The organism is Paenibacillus sp. J31R120 (genome assembly GCF_056269225.1).
In genome coordinates this window covers 964941-977984 of the sequence record NZ_JBWDNN010000001.1, presented here as the reverse complement: position 1 = coordinate 977984, position 13044 = coordinate 964941, and the positions used below count along the sequence as shown (strand labels likewise).

11 protein-coding genes are annotated in these 13044 nt (G+C 51.5%); 3 read left to right on the top strand and 8 right to left on the bottom strand.

The genetic code is table 11. The annotated features are described in order from the left end of the window. Positions 1-38: 38 nt before the first annotated feature. A complete protein-coding gene (locus tag AC0YNW_RS04515) occupies positions 39-1325 on the top strand; it encodes an ABC transporter substrate-binding protein (RefSeq protein ID WP_475830895.1) in 1287 nt (428 codons plus the stop codon). 156 nt (positions 1326-1481) lie between these two features. On the opposite strand, the gene AC0YNW_RS04510 is transcribed toward AC0YNW_RS04515, so the two are convergent. The 6 genes from AC0YNW_RS04510 to lepB all read right to left on the bottom strand — a co-directional run bounded on the left by AC0YNW_RS04510 (position 1482) and on the right by lepB (position 8847). Further along, positions 1482-1805: a DUF3889 domain-containing protein gene (locus tag AC0YNW_RS04510; RefSeq protein ID WP_475830894.1), complete on the bottom strand. Its 324-nt coding sequence runs from the start codon at positions 1803-1805 to the stop codon at positions 1482-1484. Positions 1806-1942: 137 nt separating this feature from the next. After that, positions 1943-2815, bottom strand: coding sequence for an NAD(P)-dependent oxidoreductase (locus AC0YNW_RS04505; RefSeq protein WP_475830893.1), 873 nt, complete (start codon positions 2813-2815; stop codon positions 1943-1945). Between the two features lie 131 nt (positions 2816-2946). Further along, positions 2947-5982, bottom strand: coding sequence for an efflux RND transporter permease subunit (locus AC0YNW_RS04500; RefSeq protein ID WP_475830892.1), 3036 nt, complete (start codon positions 5980-5982; stop codon positions 2947-2949). 35 nt (positions 5983-6017) lie between these two features. After that, positions 6018-6707: a response regulator transcription factor gene (locus AC0YNW_RS04495; protein ID WP_387474892.1), complete on the bottom strand. Its 690-nt coding sequence runs from the start codon at positions 6705-6707 to the stop codon at positions 6018-6020. Continuing rightward, the gene (locus AC0YNW_RS04490; RefSeq protein WP_475830891.1) at positions 6685-8178 is read right to left on the bottom strand and encodes a sensor histidine kinase; all 1494 of its coding nucleotides are present in this window, start codon (positions 8176-8178) and stop codon (positions 6685-6687) included. The genes AC0YNW_RS04495 and AC0YNW_RS04490 overlap by 23 nt, the downstream gene beginning before the upstream one ends. Positions 8179-8298: 120 nt before the next feature. After that, positions 8299-8847, bottom strand: a complete 549-nt coding sequence (lepB, locus tag AC0YNW_RS04485; protein WP_475830890.1) for a signal peptidase I — start codon at positions 8845-8847, stop codon at positions 8299-8301. 233 nt (positions 8848-9080) lie between these two features. Here lepB and AC0YNW_RS04480 point away from each other — a divergent pair, with 233 nt between their 5' ends. Further along, positions 9081-9734 (top strand): HAD family hydrolase, encoded by a 654-nt coding sequence (locus tag AC0YNW_RS04480; protein ID WP_475830889.1) that lies wholly within the window; start codon positions 9081-9083, stop codon positions 9732-9734. Here the strand turns inward: AC0YNW_RS04480 and AC0YNW_RS04475 are convergent. Together AC0YNW_RS04475 and AC0YNW_RS04470 are read right to left on the bottom strand one after the other, a co-directional pair. Continuing rightward, positions 9711-11471, bottom strand: a complete 1761-nt coding sequence (locus AC0YNW_RS04475; RefSeq protein ID WP_475830888.1) for an ATP-binding cassette domain-containing protein — start codon at positions 11469-11471, stop codon at positions 9711-9713. The genes AC0YNW_RS04480 and AC0YNW_RS04475 overlap by 24 nt on opposite strands. Then, positions 11461-12303 carry an energy-coupling factor ABC transporter ATP-binding protein gene (locus tag AC0YNW_RS04470; protein WP_475830887.1) on the bottom strand — a complete coding sequence of 281 codons (843 nt, stop codon included), beginning with the start codon at positions 12301-12303 and terminating at the stop codon, positions 11461-11463. The genes AC0YNW_RS04475 and AC0YNW_RS04470 overlap by 11 nt, the downstream gene beginning before the upstream one ends. Before the next feature lie 123 nt (positions 12304-12426). Between AC0YNW_RS04470 and AC0YNW_RS04465 the strand changes: the two genes are divergently transcribed. After that, positions 12427-13044 carry a biotin transporter BioY gene (locus AC0YNW_RS04465; RefSeq protein WP_475830886.1) on the top strand — a complete coding sequence of 206 codons (618 nt, stop codon included), beginning with the start codon at positions 12427-12429 and terminating at the stop codon, positions 13042-13044.

Sequence of the window (13044 nt, the reverse complement as noted above, 5' to 3'; positions counted from 1 at the left end):
CTTGTGAAAAAATACATACACAGGGGGAACGAATATAAATGAAATCGGCAAAATTTAACTGGTTTTCCGCTTTGCTTCTGCTGGCCCTTCTCCTGCAAGGCTGCTCAGCAATTGGCATTGGCAAGGAAGAAAAAAAAGAGATTACAATGAAGGTATTGGCGTCGTCCCAAGACTTCCCGCTCTATATGCCGCTTTTAAATGAAAAGTTTCCACACATTAGCTTTCAGGTTATCGATGTGTATAGACAGATGGTAAAAGAAGAAATTGAGTTGGATAAATGGGATGAGCGTCTGGTTGAAATTATCGAAGAGGAGAAGCCGGATTTTCATATGAATATGCCCCCGGATTATTATATCGAAGATTACCCGCTGCTTGACATGGCGCCTCTATTGACACGCGACCGCGTCGAGTTAAACGACATCCAGAAGCAATTTACGGAAAGCCAGCTCAATGCAAAAGGCAAGCTGACCGCATTAAGCCCGACATTCGACCGTGAACTGCTATTTGTCAATCGCAAGCTATACCGTGAGCTGGGCATAACGGAACCGATCTCCCCGATGACTTGGGATCAATTCCGCCAATCGGCTTTGGCTATTCAGGCCAAGGACTCCTCCGCCACCGGATATAAGATCAATCGCGATTGGTATTATTCCTACTCCTGGGTAGGAGAGAACATACTAGGCTTGCAGCGAATTGAAAATAATCAGCTCATGATTAATAATATCGAATGGCGTCAATTGTTCGAGCAGCTGTTCGAGGATACGTTCAAGAACACGATCAAATCTCAGCAGATGATTACTAACAACCCTAATCTGACTCGTACAGGACTATATATTGGCAGGGCTTCCTATCTCAAAAACATCTTAAAAAATAACGAAACATCCGACGATTGGGCACTCATCGAATTGCCAAAAGATCCCTCCAGCCAATGGAGCAGCTCCGTCTATACTTCTACAAGGCTCTCGATTCATGCTGAAAGCCCTTACAGCGAAGAAGCGTGGGATATTGTGAAGTATCTGATGAGCAAGGAGGCAGCGGAACGCATCGCCTCCGATAACCTAGCCGAAGGGTTCGTCACCTATTCGGAGCATCTCGATATTGGAGACTTTCCGCTGGATCCTCTTCTTGCAACCGGCTCATCCGGAACAATGTCAATGTCTGCTGTTCAATTAACCCAACCGGCAGAGCAAGCACTAGTTGATGTGTTCCGAGGACAATTCGAGGCCGTCTCCATGGGCATATTCACCTTCGATCAGGCTTGGGAGGCCGTGGACAAGATCGTTCAGGAAATCAACTCGAAACCAGAAAACTTCGTTAATAGCTAAAAACGGCAAAAGGCATGCTCCTTTGAATAGAAGAGGAGCATGCCAATTGTACGTTTGCACATTATTTCATTGGTTACAGTATGGTCCTTTAATTCATGTCATACGCAAGAGTGTTATCCCATCCATCTGTCTTATCTATTTCAATGCGAGCCTTATTTAGTTCATCTCCATAAGCTTAACAGTCAGCAGATTCTCCGACTCCGTCTGTATCGTTAACGTTATACGGACTCCGAATTCACGGCCTTCCTGTCGCAGCCACAGCAGAAATCGTTCCTCCGCTACTCCCTCAGCTCCACTGAACCTTCCTTCATACTTATAATCTACAATGGAAGCTCCGCGATAAGCTTTGGTTGTCTCTTCCATCGCAAGCTTGCCCCACTTCGCATATGCCGGGGCGGCAGCTTGAACGACAGCAGCAGGATCGGCGAACACTTGTGCATCCGGGTTCGCAATGCTCAGAAGCAGGAATATCGCTTTCACAACCACCTGGCCTATAATCGAAAACCATCTCCCTATCTTACGCCAAATTGGCAGAGTTGTGGTTAGTTTAACCAGGCAAGCCGTTGTTTAGTCATAGCGGTATATCACTATTAGTCACAAATGAACGGATTCGGCCGCTAGTCCCAAGCTTTGTAGAGCGCATGAGTTCCTTTATCTCCCAGTCCCGTGTCAGCAATTCGCTGGTATAGCTCTCTGGCAAGCGCCAAGCCAGGCAGCTCTATGTCCATCTCCGCTGCAGCATCAAGCGCAATGCCCATATCCTTAATAAAATGCTTCACATAAAAGCCCGGTTCAAAGTTCCCGGCAACGATGCGCGGCGCCAGATTGCTGAGTGACCAGCTGCCTGCGCTTCCGGCGCTTATGCTCTGGAGGACATTGTCCAGATCAAGCCCGGCATTCTTTGCATAGATAAGCGCTTCGCATACGCCAATCATCGTAGAGGCAATCGCAATCTGATTGGCCATCTTCGTATGCTGGCCAGCTCCGGCTGCGCCTTGCAGCAGCATCTGCTTACCCATTCGTGACAAGATCGGCAGCACCGCTTCATAGTCCTCGCGATCGCCGCCAGCCATAATGGTCAGCGCCGCATTGCGCGCCCCGATATCTCCGCCCGATACGGGAGCATCCAGCGCATGCATGCCGCGCGCCTTAGCCGCATCATAGATGCGTCTTGCCAAAGCCGGACTGGAGGTTGTCATATCAATAAAGTACGTCCCGCTGCGAGCGGAGTTAATCAGGCCGGACGGCCCCAGATACAGCTCTTCCACGTCGGACGGATAACCGACCATCGTCACAATAACGTCGCAGACCCGTGCCAGATCGGATGGCGTTTCCTGCCAGATCAAGCCCTGCTCGATAAGCGGAAGCGCCTTTTCCTTCGTACGCGTATAAATATGAACCTCGTAACCTCCTTGCTGTACGTGGCTCGCCATGCTGCCGCCCATGACACCTGTTCCAATAAAGCCTATTTTAGTCGATTGCGGATTCATTCTGTTGCCACTCTCCCTATCTATCCGTGATAAAAATGATCTCATTCATTCCCGTTTATTCCACAGTCATTATATCAAAAAAGCAGCCCCGTGGACGATTATCCACAGGGCTGCAATCTCAATACTTCCTATTAGGATTTTGTTAGCGCTGCAGCGCCTTTTTTCGCTTTTTTCCGATTCAGGAATTCATAGACGATCGGTACGATAATGAGCGTAAGCAGCGTCGAGCTCGTCAAGCCGCCGATAACGGTAACGGCCATGCCTTTGGAGATCAAGCCCCCGGATTCGAAGCCGAATGCGAGCGGAAGCAAAGCTCCGACAGTTGCGATCGCTGTCATCAGAATCGGACGCAGACGCGTTACGCCGGCTTCCAGAAGCGCTTCACGAACCGTGAGCCCTTCATTCTCTTTGTGAATGACGCGGTCGATCAATACAATTGCGTTCGTGACGACGATACCGATGAGCATTAGAGCCCCGATAAGTGCAGTTGCACTAATGGTCTCGCCCGTAACAAGCAAGCCCAGCATAGCGCCGATAACGGTGAACGGAAGCGAGAACAGAATCGTCAGCGGCGTCAGTCCTCCGCCGAACGTCAGCACCAGCACGAGATATACGACCGCTATTGCCGCCAGAATCGCCATGCCAAGCTGCGAGAATGTCTCGTTCATTTGCTCCGTAACGCCGCCCATGTCGATATTGACGTTGCCCGGAAGCTTCATGCTGTCGATTGTTTTCTGAATGTTTGCAGATACTGCGCCTACATTGGATGCCGCTACATCAGCGGATACCGATGCATAGATTCGATCGTTCAGACGCGTAATCGTGTTCGGAGATTCACTTTCTTCAATCTTCACCAGATCCTTCAGAGCAACTTCCATGCCAAGCGGCGACATGATCATCACATTTTCCAGATCGGACAGATTGCGGTACGTTTTCTCCTCAACTTGCAGGTAGACATTAATGTCTTCCCCGTCCTTCTCAATTGTTGTCAGAAGCGGACGCTCACGCACAGGACTCAGCGCCATGGCGACCTGACCTGCTGTCAGCCCATATTGGCTTAGCTTGTCGCGATCAGCGACGATACGATATTGATCATAGGTCTCGGACAAGCTGGAGCTGATTTTTTTCAGATCCGAATTTTCACCAAGCTTGGCCATCAGATCATCAACGACAGGCTGCAACGCCTTCATATCTGGACCATATACGTTCATCGTAATGGTTGAACCGCCAAGGCCGCCGGAGAAGTCCTGCTCCTTCCATTCGCCTTGTCCGCCAAGCTCGCGCAGCAGCGGAACGATTTTTTCTTTTTCTTCTGTGAAACCTTTGAAATCTTTGTTATAGGAAAGGTTGAACAATCCCGATTTGGAAGCGCCTGGGCTCATCGGATTTTGTCCGCCTACCGCGTATTGCACGACGGAGATCCCTTCGCGTTCCATCAAAACCCTCTCAGCCGCCAGCGCGACTTTCTCTACTTGGTCGCGAGTCTCACCAGGAGCAGGGCTATACGTAATAATCATCGACTTCTGCTCATCGGCCGGCAAGAAGCTGAAGCCGACTATAGGAGCCAGGAACAAGCTGCCTACAAGAAGCAGCACGGCTGCTGCAAAGGTGACGAACTTATGATCCAGTGTCCAGCGCAGCACTTTCTTGTACCAAAGCGCCAGGCGTCCAGGTTTATCTTCATGAATTTGATTGGCCTTAAGTCCGTTGCGGAACATCATATGCGCCATCATCGGCACGACCGTAACCGCGACGACGAGCGATGCTGCCAAGGCGAATACGACAGTCAGCGCAAATGGCATGAACACTTCCCCGACCATGCCGGATACGAATCCGAGCGGCAGGAATACGGCTACTGTTACGACCGTAGAAGCCATAATCGGCACGAACATTTCCCGCGTTGCTTCCAGAATGAGGTCCTTGCCCTTCAGTTTCTCGCTGGAGAGAGACATTCTTCGGTATATATTCTCGATGACGACAATGGAATCATCGATGACGCGGCCGATCGCAACGGTAATCGCGCCAAGTGTCATAATGTTCAGCGTAATATCCATCTGCTTAAGCGCAAGCATCGCCATCAGAATCGACAATGGGATGGATACGACGGATATAATAGTTGAGCGAATATTGCGCAGGAACAACAGGATGATAATGACAGCCGCCAGCGCACCAATCAGTGCTTTGCTCAGCATCGTATGAACGGATGCTTCGATCGGCTCGCCTTGGTCGAACGCAACCGTAATCGTCAGCCCTTCGTTCGCTTCTTCCAGCTCTTTGATGTTATCCTTCACCCGATTGACGACATCGACTGTATTGGCGTCGGCTGACTTGACAATGCTGATGCCGATTGCGTTTTTGCCGTTCGTGCGGGATACGGACTCCGCTTTGCCGGTAATCTTCAGATCCGCAACATCGCTTAGCTTCACGCCTGGAAGCAGCACAAGGTTGTTCAGATCCGTTTCGGTTACGATGTTGCCGTCTACCAGAATCGACTTCTCGGTATCGCCGAATTCGAAGATGCCAAGCGGCACAGAAAGCGCGGAAGCTTGAATGATGCCCTTCACAGCATCCTCGGTCAAGCCCGTTGCAGCCAAAGCTTCAGCGTTGAAAGCCAATTCGCCTTCCATGATGTTTTGTCCGGAAATCTGTACATCCGCTACGCCGTCAAGGCCTTCCAGACGAGGCAAAATATTTTCCGTTACTTGCTTGGTCAGCTGATCCAGCTCCAGCCCGTCATTCGACAAGCTGAGCGACAGCACCGGGAACGCATTCATGCTGATGCGGGAGACACCAGGCGCCTGAACGCCTTCCGGAAACTTCAGCTCCGACAGAAGGCTCTTCACCTCTTCGGCTGCCTTGTCCATATCGGTCTCGTACGTATATTCGATGACGACGGAGGAAGCATTCTCGAAGGAGGTCGAGGATACATTATTAACGCCGCTCAAATTACGCGTTCTTTGCTCGATTGGCTTCGTAACCTTCTCCATCACTTCTTCCGGGGCCGCGCCCGGATATACCGTCGTTACGCTGACGATCGGAATCGTAATATCCGGAATCGTCTCCATCTTCATGCTCGTGCCGGCGTATAGACCGGAGAACAGGATGATGAGAGTCATGATCCACAGTGCGAACTTGTTGTTCAATGAAAACTTAATAACACTTTTCAATGCTCTCCACTCCTCGTCTTCTATCTCTCTTTCTGCTATACCTTAAACCGATAACCAACGCCCCAGATCGTCTCGATATATTGGGGATTGGACGGGTCGTGCTCGATTTTCTCGCGAAGCCGCCGGATATGGACGGTTACCGTGGCCGCATCGCCATTGGAATCAAGCCCCCAAATCCGCTCGAACAGCTTCTCCTTCTCAAATACGCGATTGGGATGGGACGCAAGAAGCAGCAATAGCTCGTACTCTTTGGTGGTCAACATAGCCTCTTCGTCATGTATGGTGACGCGCCGCGCCTCCTTATCAATCGTAAGGCCGCGAATTTGGATATGCTGCCCAAGGCTTGACTTATCAGCCGTCAACCTCTCATAGCGCGAAAGATGGGCTTTGACACGTGCTACAAGCTCACTGGGACTGAATGGCTTCGTCATATAATCATCGGCTCCAAGCCCCAGTCCTCTTATCTTGTCTATATCTTCCTTCTTGGATGTCACCATAATAATCGGGGTGTTCTGACGCACCCGAATCTCACGGCAAATCTCAAAGCCATCAAGCTTCGGCAGCATCACATCCACGATAATCAGATCATAGTTGCCATCAAGCGCCAGCTGCAGGCCGATATCGCCCCTGCCTTCAATCTGCACTTGATATCCATGACTTTCCAAATAATCGCGTTCGAGCTCGGCGATCGATTTCTCATCTTCAATGATCAATATGTTCTTCATGCTCGTTCACCGCCTTGATTGCCGTTCTGAGGGGAAGCTTGATGCAGAAGCGCGCTCCTCCCTCCGGCAAGTTCTCCGCCCAGACAAAGCCGCCATGCCCCTCCGTCATCTGCTTGACGATGGCAAGTCCCAGCCCGCTGCCGCCGGTCTCTGAGTTTCGGGACTGCTCCGCCCGATAGAAGCCGTCAAAGATATGAGGCAAATCTGCCAAGTCGATCCCGGGACCGGTATCATCGATCTCGATGATGGCGTGTTCATCTTCTCTTCTTATCCTTACCGTAATCACGTCTTCCCGATCATCGACATCCTGCTGCATATACTTCACGCAATTGTTCAAGATGTTCGTGAATACACGATTCAGCTTATCAGGGTCAGCCGCAACCTGCAGTCCTCCCTCGGAGAAGTCCTCGAACTTCAAGACAACGCCCGCCTTCTCCAGATCGAAGCGCTGCTCGCCCATGAAATCTTCCACATATCGGCCAATATCGACGACCTTGAAGTCGTAAGCAACCTTCTGTAGATCCAGCTTTGAGAAGAGGAACAGCTCGTCGATCAGTTGGTCCATGTCGGTAGCCTTGCGATAGATGGTATGCATATATCGCACACGCTTCTCATCGGTATTGGCAATGCCGTCCATAATGCCTTCCACATATCCTTTGATTGCAGAGATCGGCGTCTTCAGATCATGGGAGATATGCGATAACAGCTGCTTTCGGTTATCCTCATATTGCAAGCTCTGCTCAATGGAATGTTTCAGCCGGATACGCATCTCTTCGAAGGCGGAGCCAAGCTGGTCGACTTCATTCTGCTTGCCTAGCTTTGCCTTCCTCGTGCGAAGCTCATGCGTTAGATCCCCCTCCTTGATTCGGAGCGCTGCCGTACGCAGCGATTGAATCGGCCGGATGATGCTGCGGGAAACAAAGTAAGTCAATAGCAGACTCGTCAGACAGACAAAAAGCAGTCCTGCCAGCAGTGTGAGCGGATGCCAGAATATGGGGACAGGTTCCGCACGATGGAACAAGACCATCGTTCCCGGACTTCCATCCGGGTAAGCAAATTCAATCTCATGAGAAGTGAACCGATAAAGTCTGAAGGACATCTGCTCCGGAGGCTGGTCGGCAAGCACCTTCCAATCCTCATCTGGTGAGAGTTCCTGCAGAAAAGGCGAAACCTCCGTTACCTCTCCGCTTCGGGTAAGCACAAAACCGGCCCACTGTTCCATAAGCCGCTCCTGCAACCCTTTCAGAAACGCCTCATTCTCCAGCTTCGCCGTATCTTCCCGAATGACATAAGACAACTCCCCGTAGATAATTGCCTGATTAAAGCTCTCGTTCTGTTTGGCGTCGGTAAACTCCCGCAAATCCTGCCTCTCACCGGCAAAGAAGATAAAAAGCATAAACAGCATGAGCAGGATCACCGGAACAAAAGCCATGGCCAGGTAAGACATATAAAGCTTTACCTTTATAGACACTGCTTCACACTCCGTGTATTCGATGAAATCAATGTTTTCACCTATCGTCTATCATAAAGACCATTTCTAAACGAAACTGAACGCTTTTATTACAAAATTATTACGTTTCAGCGGGAATGCCTATTGAAGACCTCCGAACTTGCCAAGCGGCCAAATCCGATAGACCGCCTTGCCCTCCAAACTATCGAGCGCTACTGCTCCGAATGCTCGGCTGTCCTTACTCCACTCGCGGTTGTCGCCCATGACGAAGACATGGCCTTCAGGCACGGTGAAAGGAATCTCGACTATTTCAGGATAAGTAAACCCCTTCGCATACGGCTCTTCCAGCTTCACGCCGTCGACATATACGTAGCCGTCCTTCATGTCAACCGTTTGACCGGGCAGGGCAATAATTCGTTTCACAAGACGGCCTTCTTTATGTTCCGGTCCGTTAATGATGACGATATCGCCTGGCTTCGGATCGTTGAACCGGTACGACCATTTGTCCTCAATGAGCCGCTGGCCTTCTACCAGCGTGTTCTGCATCGATATGTTATGTACCTCGGTTTGGGCGTACACATAGTTTTGGAACAGCAGCGCAACTACAATTGCAATACCCAGCGACAGCGTCCAGTCCTTGATTTCCTTCAACCATCTGTTGCCCTTCGATTGTGTTTGTTCTTGCTCCATTTGGAGGCCTCCTCTTTCTGCGATAGGATATAAAGATAATTGCTATGTTACCTATAGTCTACAACCTATCCCATATACGAAACAACATAGGTTGAAGTTCCAGCCTGGCTGAGGCTTCGTCATAATGAAGTTAAGCATAAAGCAGCTAAGTGCAGCGCATAAAGTCAGGCATCCGCGTGACAATCTACGAATGAATAAGATAAAGTGAAGATGGGAAGGGGTTGAATACAGAAATGTCTGATTTAATAAATGAGGGTAATCTAACAGCAAGCCACGTGCGTCCCCACTTGATGCTGGATATCGGAGGCGTGCTTGCGACCAATCTGTCGCCCCGCTTCTGGAATGAGGTCGCCAAACAAGCGGAGTCTCCGGTGGAGCTGTTATATGCCAAATATAAAGAAGAAATCAGCCGGGGATTATGGATTGGACATTGGTCCGAGGTTCAATTCTGGGATTGGATCGGCACCCAGGTTCCGTCCATAAGCGCATTGCAGGGCCAGACTATCCTGATGGAAAGCCTGACCCCACTGCCTGGTTTGCTTAAGCTGCCAAAGTGGAGCAAGCACGCCGACATTCATATATTAAGCAATCATCTGTCTGCCTGGGTCGATCCTATTCTAGAACCGGTCCGGCCTTTTCTGACCACCGTCACTATCTCCAGCCAAGTCGGCATGAGCAAGCCCCAGCGAGAGCTCTACGATTACGCCAGCAGCTTGCTTCCAGCCTCGGCCCCCGTCCTGTTCATCGATGATCAGGACAAGAATTTGCGCCAAGGCGCCGCTGTAGGCTGGCATACGCTGCAGGCCGATTCAGAAGGTCATTGGATTGGCGAAGCAGATCGATGGTTGGCCCGAATGCATACGCTACAACCAGAATCGGGCAGCTAACAATATTGCGCTAGCTGCAATGGCAGCAAGCAGCAGCCCCCCGTCCGCGCTTGTAAAAGAGAGCTTGAAGCCTTGAGTCGTACGGATTGCATGCTGACCGAAACCCCTTGCCTCCAAGGCGTCCGCCATGCTCTCTGCCATCCGAAGGATGGCACGGATATAAGGAATGAACAGATAGGGGAGCAGCCGAAGCGGAATGGCACTTCCCCTTGCCGTGGACTTTCCGCGCGCCTTCACAATCTTGGCGAACCGGCCCCATTCTTTCATAAGCAGCGGAATAAAACGAAAGATCAGCATAACCAGCAAGCTAAGCGAATGAATCGGCACTCGAAGCTTGGTCATCCATCCGAATGTTTGCTCCAGTCCCCGCTGCAATCGAATCGGTGACATGAGCGTGAGCAGCGGCATCCCGAGCATCATAATGAACCATAGCTGAATCATTCTAATAGCGAGGGGCTCGGACTTGCTCCATTGCAGCTCGAACGGCTGCAACGATACTGCTCCGATCAGAATAAATGCAAGGGAAAAATAAAGAAACCCTCGTATGATTGGCAATAACGGAATAAGCAGCTTGCGAAATGGCAGGATGCATGCACCGGCAACTAGCGCACCAACAGCAAGTTTTGGCAAGCTATTGAGCGTTAAAAAGCCTGTCGTCAGGATCAAATAAGCGGAGACAAGCGCTCTGGGATCGAATTTTTCTTCAAGTTTTATGCGATTCGTATCCCTTTCACTTGCCCTTCTAGCAGTATCGCTCCCCGTATCATAATTATATAATTGCTCAATTGGTTTGCCAGTGCGTGCAATTGGATGAGTAAATTTCGCTTCCGGTTGCGGTTGGACCTGTTCAGCAGCTGCCGCTGTCTCCTTACTCAGCAGCTCCCTAGCCAAGCGCCGGGCCAGCTCTTCCGGCCGTTGCCAGAATGAATCACCCATTCCCTTCGTTGCGGGGATCGGGCTTCTCTCTCTCAGTAAGCCCTTGTCTTGAAGCGTCGCTTCCGCAAGTAGCGCTTGAGGCGAGGCTGCGCCAAGCGCCAGCGCCGCCTCAGCGGGAGCTGCTTCGTATGCTCTGCCATCGCGTATAACGATCAAGCTATCTGCCATCGGCAGCAGCGCCTCAAGATCATTCGTCACTACGATCGCTCCGCGACCAGACGCCCGATAATCCGACAGCATGCTGACCAAGCGCTGGATGCCCTCTGTATCCAGACCTGCCGTTGGCTCATCCAGCAGCAGCCAATCCGGTTCGCATGCCAGGAGACAAGCGATGGCCAGCCTGCGCTGCTGGCCGCCGCTGAGCGTCCAGGGGTCTCGTTCAAGGAGAGAACCATCCAGCCCCATGCTGCTCATGGCCGCTTGCATGCGAGCATCCGCTTCCGGGCCTTCCATACGGTAAGGCCGCAACGTAAAAGCAAGCTCCTCCCTAACGGACGAAGCGAACCATTGCGCTTCCGATTGCTGCATTGCAATGCCTATGCGGCGGATGACGGCGCTGTTAAGCCGTTTCTTCCCCTTTTCCGTCCACAAGGAATCTTCTCCTAGCTTTATCGATCCGCTTCCCAGCTCACGAAGGCCCGCCAGACTCTCCAGCAGCGTTGATTTCCCCGCTCCGTTATGGCCCAGCAGCAGTATAATCTTCCCCGCTTCTATACGCATACTCACATCTTGCAGCAGCGCTTGCTCCGTGACCCCGGAAGCATACACACTAATCTTGTCCAACTGCCAATCAGCGGCCATAGCCAGTCACCGCCTCTGCCAGCTGGACCGCCGTTAATGGAATGAACGGAAGCTCAATCCCCTGTGCCGCAAGCTCCCACGCTACCTTAACCGTATAAGGAGCCACGAAACCTTCCTGCTCTCCCGGACTATCCGGGGCTTCCAAGGCTGTGCGCCGGAACAGAGCTCCGGCTGAGCCCTCGAATACGATACGGCCGTCCTTCAAGACGAGCGTACGATCCCCCGGAAGCAGCTCCTCCAGGCGCTGGGTAATCCAAAGCACGGTCGTTCCTTGCTGATGCAAGCGCCTGACATGACCGCACACGATCGCGGTCATCCCCGGATCGAGCATCGCCGTGATCTCGTCGAGCAGCAGAATAGGAGCATCTGCCGCGAGACAGCCTGCAATGGCTACGAGCTGCTTCTGGCCACCGGATAACGTATCGAGGGGCTGATGCATGCGGCCTTCAAGACCAACCTCCCTAAGCGCTTGCTCCGCGCGCAGAACCAGGCCATCGGCTGGAGCCCCCTGCCGCTCCAGCAAGGTGACCACGTCCTCCCATGGCGTGGAGCCAACCAGACCCGCGTCTGGCTGCTGCATGACAATCGGTATCGGCTTCCCGCCCTGGCTGCCCGCTCTATGAAGGCTGCCCCGAACGCCTTGACGGATGAGACCTCCTGCTAGTTTCAGAAGCGTGCTCTTCCCGCTCCCGTTCATACCTAGTATCGTAATCCATTCGCCGCGATTCACTGTCAAATGAATATCCTCGAGTACATCTGCGCTCGGCTCACTTGCCAATGAGATCGGCGCATAAGAGACATCGATTAGTTCAAGCTGTATATGTTGAGTCAAAAAAATTTCCCCTTACCTCTTCCCATGATCGAAAGGCTGTGCTAGAATTCGATTTGTTAACCTAAATACATAATAATTGGTTAACAATAATTCCGCAAGTATGAAAAGGAGATTCTATCGATCATGAAATCCATTTCTATTCGATCACTCGTGTACGTCGCATTATTCGCCGCATTGTTCATCGTGCTGAGCATGCAGCAGATGAAGCTCAACTTCTCCGTTATTCCCATTACACTGCAGACCTTCGCCGTTATATTGTCCGGCTTGTTCCTCAGGCCCCGGCTTGCGTTCGCCAGCATATTTGTCGTCATTGTACTCTCTGCTTTCGGATTGCCGTTGTTCGGCGGCAAGGGCGGAATCCCGCATCTGATCGGGCCGACCGGCGGATTCATCTTCGCCTTCCCGTTCTGCGCTATGTTCGCCAGTATTGCGGTACATAAGCTGCTGACGTCGAGACGCATCATCTCGAATAAGGCTTACGCGCTCATCGGATTTTTTCTTATCTTCTTTATCCTGAGCTCCATGCTGTCTTATGTTCCGGGATTGCTATGGATGAAATATACAGCTGAATATACCTGGACCAAAACCTTTATCGTCGGCAGCTCCTTCCTGCCAGGCGACGCCATCAAAGCGTTTATTGGCGCGCTGGCAGCCGTATCGCTTGCTTCCTTTGTCTACCGGTTCCGCAGCGCAGACGCAGCCGGAACGACTGCAGCCGCTCCTCGCGAAGCCCAAGGCTAA

What these genes read in the sequence shown, in the direction of transcription:
- AC0YNW_RS04515 (WP_475830895.1), top strand. Translation starts at nt 39, where the DNA reads ATGAAATCGGCAAAATTTAACTGGTTTTCCGCTTTGCTTCTGCTGGCC.
- AC0YNW_RS04505 (WP_475830893.1), bottom strand. Translation starts at nt 2,815, where the DNA reads ATGAATCCGCAATCGACTAAAATAGGCTTTATTGGAACAGGTGTCATG.
- AC0YNW_RS04495 (WP_387474892.1), bottom strand. Translation starts at nt 6,707, where the DNA reads ATGAAGAACATATTGATCATTGAAGATGAGAAATCGATCGCCGAGCTC.
- lepB (WP_475830890.1), bottom strand. Translation starts at nt 8,847, where the DNA reads ATGGAGCAAGAACAAACACAATCGAAGGGCAACAGATGGTTGAAGGAA.
- AC0YNW_RS04480 (WP_475830889.1), top strand. Translation starts at nt 9,081, where the DNA reads ATGTCTGATTTAATAAATGAGGGTAATCTAACAGCAAGCCACGTGCGT.
- AC0YNW_RS04475 (WP_475830888.1), bottom strand. Translation starts at nt 11,471, where the DNA reads ATGGCCGCTGATTGGCAGTTGGACAAGATTAGTGTGTATGCTTCCGGG.
- AC0YNW_RS04465 (WP_475830886.1), top strand. Translation starts at nt 12,427, where the DNA reads ATGAAATCCATTTCTATTCGATCACTCGTGTACGTCGCATTATTCGCC.